The sequence below is a fragment of the Arthrobacter sp. 05L45_2 genome (assembly GCF_056397525.1).
Genome location: NZ_JBFTNO010000231.1, coordinates 1 through 4823, shown reverse-complemented (window position 1 = coordinate 4823; position 4823 = coordinate 1). Strand labels below are relative to the sequence as shown.

The following is a 4823-nucleotide window of genomic DNA, read 5'->3' as shown; positions in this document are numbered from 1 at the left end:
GCCGAAGCGTCTCAGACGGACATGCTCATTGGTCGCGGCCCGGACTGATCCGTAGCTGGGGCCGCCGGTTCAGGCTGCCACGCTGAGCCGGTTCAACGCGTCCCGGACCATGGCGATGAATTCTTCCGGGCGGTATTTGAGCAAGGGGTAGGTGACCACCAGGGTGGGGACCCCGAGCCGGGTGGTGACGTTCCATCGGCGTCGATCTTCCTCGAAACTCCGCCGGTCCATGTGGAAGCCCGCGCCGTCGGTCTCTATGCCCAGGCGGCCGTCAACCATGAGGTCCAGGTGGCCCATCCCCCGGATGTTCACCTGCGACTCAACGTGGAAGCCAGCCCGGCGAAGAGTGAATCGGGCCAGGCACTCAATGACTGACTGGGACTGCGGGACAATGGCCGCGGCGATGGCGCGCTCCCGGGCGTCGTTCCGGCCGGCCAAACGTAGCCGAAGCGATGACAATGGCAGTCCCTTGATGGCGACCGCCGATTCCGCAATCACGAGCCCGTCCAGTTCAGGCAGGCAGCGCAGGCTTTGAACCACCGTATCGAGCAGGGTGGGCGGCGCCACGGCGCGGTGGCAGACAAAACCCGGGTAGCTGCGGCTGTGGGTCAGGCCGACGTGGGGTTGTTGGGGCATATCCAGCACCCATAGGCCGCCGAAATGGGCCGCACTGACGCAGGCCGGTTCGGCGGGCAGGGAGCGGATGGAGACCAGCACCGGATCCGCGTCCGGCAGTGCATAGACGCCACGGGCCACCCGGGTGACTGCCCCGTCGGCCAGCGCTGTCCGAAGCTGGAAGCCCGAAACGCCCGCCGCCGCGAGGTGCTTGGCGCGGGCGACGCCGTCGAACGTGGACATGACTTCATTGATTTTCACCATGCGCCCATGGTTACGACCAGGTCTGGCCTAGGACAGCCCCGTAAGGCGCTATGTGCACAAACCCGGGTCCGGTMCCAGCGCCCGGAAATGGACATGTCCGTCGGCGGCGCCGGACATGTCCAACGCCCTCCCTGACCAATGGACATAGTGCATATATGTCCACCCTTTGAGCCGACCAATGAGCATGTCCGTCCGGGGTGCTCGGCAGGAGCGGGCATGCTCGATTCCTGGCACGAAAAATGGGCATGTCCGTCCAGGGGACCAGAAGCGGCGCATGTCCATCCGGGCGGGGGGCGAGGGGCGGGCATGCCCAAATCCGGGCACAAAAAATGGACATGCTCATCCGGGTGCACGAAGGATGGGCATGTCCGTCGGAGGGGAAGCCGCCCTACCTCCGCGCCCGGGCGTAGCGGCGGCACCAGATGAGCATGCCCACTGTTACCACGCCAATGCCGAAGATCCACAGGTTTCCGGGCAGGTCGCCGATGATCAGCCGCTTGCCCGCCTCCAGGGTGGCCCACCAGCCGGCCAAGGCGTAGCATCCTGCCCCGCAGACAGCGGCCGGAACGACCGAACGGAAGGCCGCTCCGAGCCACAGCTCCACCGACGCCAGCAGCACCAGCGCGGCGAGCACACCCCAGGGCAGTTCAACCCCGGCGAGGGACAGGCTCTGGCGGTGCAGTACGGTCCCGGCCAGGGCAGCAAACAGAGCTGCCGGCAGGGCGGCGGCAATACCGCCTGCCCTGCCGGCAGCTCTCTTAGTCACGTCTCAGCCGAGGCCCGGAGACCGGGATCAGACCTTAGCGCGGGCGCGGTTGGCCTTGGCACGCTCGTTGGTGTCCAGGATGACCTTACGGATGCGGATGGCGTCCGGGGTGACCTCCACGCACTCGTCCTCGCGGGCGAATTCGAGGGACTCTTCGAGGGTCAGGTCGCGCGGCGGCGTCAGGTTCTCGAAGGTGTCGGAGGAAGCGGCACGCATGTTGGTGAGCTTCTTTTCCTTGGTGATGTTCACGTCCATGTCGTCGGCGCGGGAGTTCTCGCCGACGATCATGCCCTCGTACACCTCGGAGGTGGGCTTGACGAAGAAGGAGCCACGTTCCTGCAGGTTGATCATCGCGAACGGCGTCACAACACCGGCGCGGTCGGCGATCATCGAACCGTTGGTACGGTACTCGATCGGGCCGGCCCATGGCTCGTAGCCCTCGGAGATCGAAGCGGCAATGCCGGCGCCGCGGGTGTCCGTGAGGAACCGGGTGCGGAAGCCGATCAGGCCACGGGCCGGAACGATGAATTCCATGCGGCACCAGCCGGTGCCGTGGTTGGCCATGTTGGTCATGCGGCCCTTGCGGGCTGCCATGAGCTGGGTGACCGCGCCGAGGTACTCTTCCGGCACGTCGATGGTCATGTGCTCCATCGGCTCGTGGACCTTGCCGTCGACCACCTTGGTGACAACCTGCGGCTTGCCCACGGTCAGCTCGAAGCCTTCGCGGCGCATCTGCTCAACGAGGATGGCCAGCGCGAGCTCGCCACGGCCCTGGACTTCCCAAGCGTCGGGACGCTCGGTGGGAAGAACCTTGATCGAGACGTTACCGATCAGTTCCTTGTCGAGGCGGTCCTTGACCTGGCGGGCGGTGACCTTCGCGCCCTTGACCTTGCCGGCCAGCGGCGAGGTGTTGATACCAATGGTCATGGAGATCGCGGGATCGTCCACGGTGATCAGCGGCAGCGGCTGCGGGTTCTCGGCGTCGGTCAGGGTCTCACCGATGGTGATTTCCTCGATACCGGCGACGGCGACAATCTCGCCCGGGCCGGCGGACTCGGCCGGGACGCGGTCCAGGGCCTTGGTGGCCAGCAGCTCGGTGATCTTGACGTTCTTCAGCTCACCGTTGGCACGCGCCCAGGCCACGGTCTGGCCCTTGCGCAGGGTGCCGTTGTAGATGCGCAGGAGCGCCAGACGGCCCAGGAACGGGGAGGCGTCCAGGTTGGTGACGTGCGCCTGGAGGACACCCTCGGGGTTGTACGTCGGGGCCGGGATGTGCTCGACGATGGTCTTGAAGAGCGGCTCCAGGTCCTCGTTYTCCGGRGCGGTGCCGTCRGCGGGCTGCTCGAGSGARGCGCGGCCRACCTTGGCGGCGGCGTAGACRACCGGAACCTCGAGGATCTTGTCCAGGTCCAGGTCCGGCACTTCGTCGGCGAGGTCGGAGGCGAGGCCAAGGAGCAGGTCCATGGACTCGTGGACGACTTCCTCGATCCGGGCGTCGGGGCGGTCGGTCTTGTTGACCAGCAGGATCACCGGCAGGTGCGCGGCCAGGGCCTTGCGCAGCACGAAGCGGGTCTGGGGCAGCGGGCCCTCGGAGGCGTCCACGAGGAGGACGACGCCGTCGACCATGGACAGGCCGCGCTCGACCTCTCCGCCGAAGTCGGCGTGGCCGGGGGTGTCGATGACGTTGATGGTGATGGTCTCGCCGTTCGACGACGGGCCGTTGTAGGCAACCGTGGTGTTCTTGGCGAGGATGGTGATGCCCTTTTCGCGTTCCAGGTCACCGGAGTCCATGACGCGGTCTTCGAGGTGGTTGTGCTCGGCAAAGGAGTTGGTCTGCTTGAGCATGGCATCGACCAGGGTGGTCTTGCCGTGGTCAACGTGGGCCACGATCGCGACGTTGCGCAGGTCACTGCGCGATGCAGTGGCTACCGCAGTGTTGGTGGTGGTTTCAGACATGCGTTATTGCTCGATTCAGTGGTGAAGTCAGCTGTTGTATCGCGACATTTCCAACCGGAACGCACGACGGACAAGGCCCTTTGACACAGGGCTCCTTCATCCATTCTAGACGACCGGGCATTTATTGGCCYAAATCCCGGCAGCACCCCTCCCCCGCCCCGTTACCAAATCGTTGACCCGACGGGGGCCCACCGTGACCAATGTCACTGGTTTTCGGCCGGTACATGCCGGATCATTGCTGGAGTACCTACGACCGTGCGGGGAGTCCGACATGCGAAGTGCCCTGAGGATGACCCATGTCATGCCGCCCCTGATCGCCGCCGCCCTCTTTCTTGGCGGCTGTGCCCCGGCACTGGATTCTGCTGCTCCTACCAAGTCCGCCGACCGTGTGAAGGACGTCCCGGTCGCGGCCGTCGCCGGGCCAGGCCAGCCCGCGGCCGCCGGGACGGTCCGCAAGAAGGGCACGGTGGACCCGGCCAGCCTTCCCGCCGGTTCCCTGTACCGCAACCCGGCGAACGGCCGGCTGGAAATCATCGTGGAAGACGTTGCCCACACGGCCGTGCTCATTGGTGATTCCCAGTCGGAGCCTACTGACAGCTGGCCCCGGCAGGCCCTCGGACGGCTGGGCTACCACGTGGTGTTCGGCGGCGGCAGCGGCACCGGATTCGTCGTCGGCAACAGCACCCGCGGCAACTACATCGACGGCCTGGAAAACTGTGACTGGTACCTGCCCTACGGCGCACCGCCCCTGGTGGTCATCGAAGGCGGCGGCAACGATGCCACCCGGGGAGCATCGAATGTTGAGATCGCCGAGCATGCCGAGCGTTTGATCCAGGCCGTGGAAGACCGCTACCCCGACGCCGAAGTGGTCATGGTCGGAACGCTCGCCCGTGGCTCACAGGCCGGCGGCGGGCGCCGTACCGAGGTGGATACGCTGCTGGGTGCCGTGGCCAAGGAATACGGGCTCTCGTTTGTCAGCGTGGGCGACTGGCTCACCCGGTACGGTCTGGCGCAGTACCTGAAGGACGACCGACACCTGAACGCGCAGGGCCACGAGATCGCGGCCGGCGTGCTCACCAAGCGCTTCGAGGCCCTCGGCCTCGGCTAGCAATGCGCCCGGCCCCCGCCGGAACACACGCGAATCAGCCAACTCAACAGCGGCCAACTCAACACCAGCCACCACAGCAACAGCCAACGCAAGAGCCGGCGTCCACCCCAGGGT

Annotated in this window: 4 protein-coding genes; 1 reads left to right on the top strand and 3 read right to left on the bottom strand. The window is 66.2% G+C overall.

The genetic code is table 11. The features are described 5' to 3' along the window. Positions 1–69: 69 nt before the first annotated feature. From AC1DHD_RS14460 to typA, 3 genes are all read right to left on the bottom strand, one after another. Positions 70–879: a hypothetical protein gene (locus tag AC1DHD_RS14460; RefSeq protein WP_476880379.1), complete on the bottom strand. Its 810-nt coding sequence runs from the start codon at positions 877–879 to the stop codon at positions 70–72. 388 nt (positions 880–1267) lie between these two features. Beyond that, on the bottom strand, positions 1268–1645 hold the full coding sequence (locus tag AC1DHD_RS14455) for a hypothetical protein (protein WP_476880378.1): 378 nt from the start codon (positions 1643–1645) through the stop codon (positions 1268–1270). A 27-nt stretch (positions 1646–1672) separates the two neighbouring features. Beyond that, positions 1673–3601 carry a translational GTPase TypA gene (gene typA / locus AC1DHD_RS14450; protein WP_476880377.1) on the bottom strand — a complete coding sequence of 643 codons (1929 nt, stop codon included), beginning with the start codon at positions 3599–3601 and terminating at the stop codon, positions 1673–1675. A gap of 271 nt (positions 3602–3872) precedes the next feature. Here typA and AC1DHD_RS14445 point away from each other — a divergent pair, with 271 nt between their 5' ends. Further along, complete coding sequence (locus tag AC1DHD_RS14445; protein WP_476880376.1) at positions 3873–4709, top strand: SGNH/GDSL hydrolase family protein; 837 nt, start codon at positions 3873–3875, stop codon at positions 4707–4709. The last annotated feature ends 114 nt before the right edge of the window (positions 4710–4823 follow it).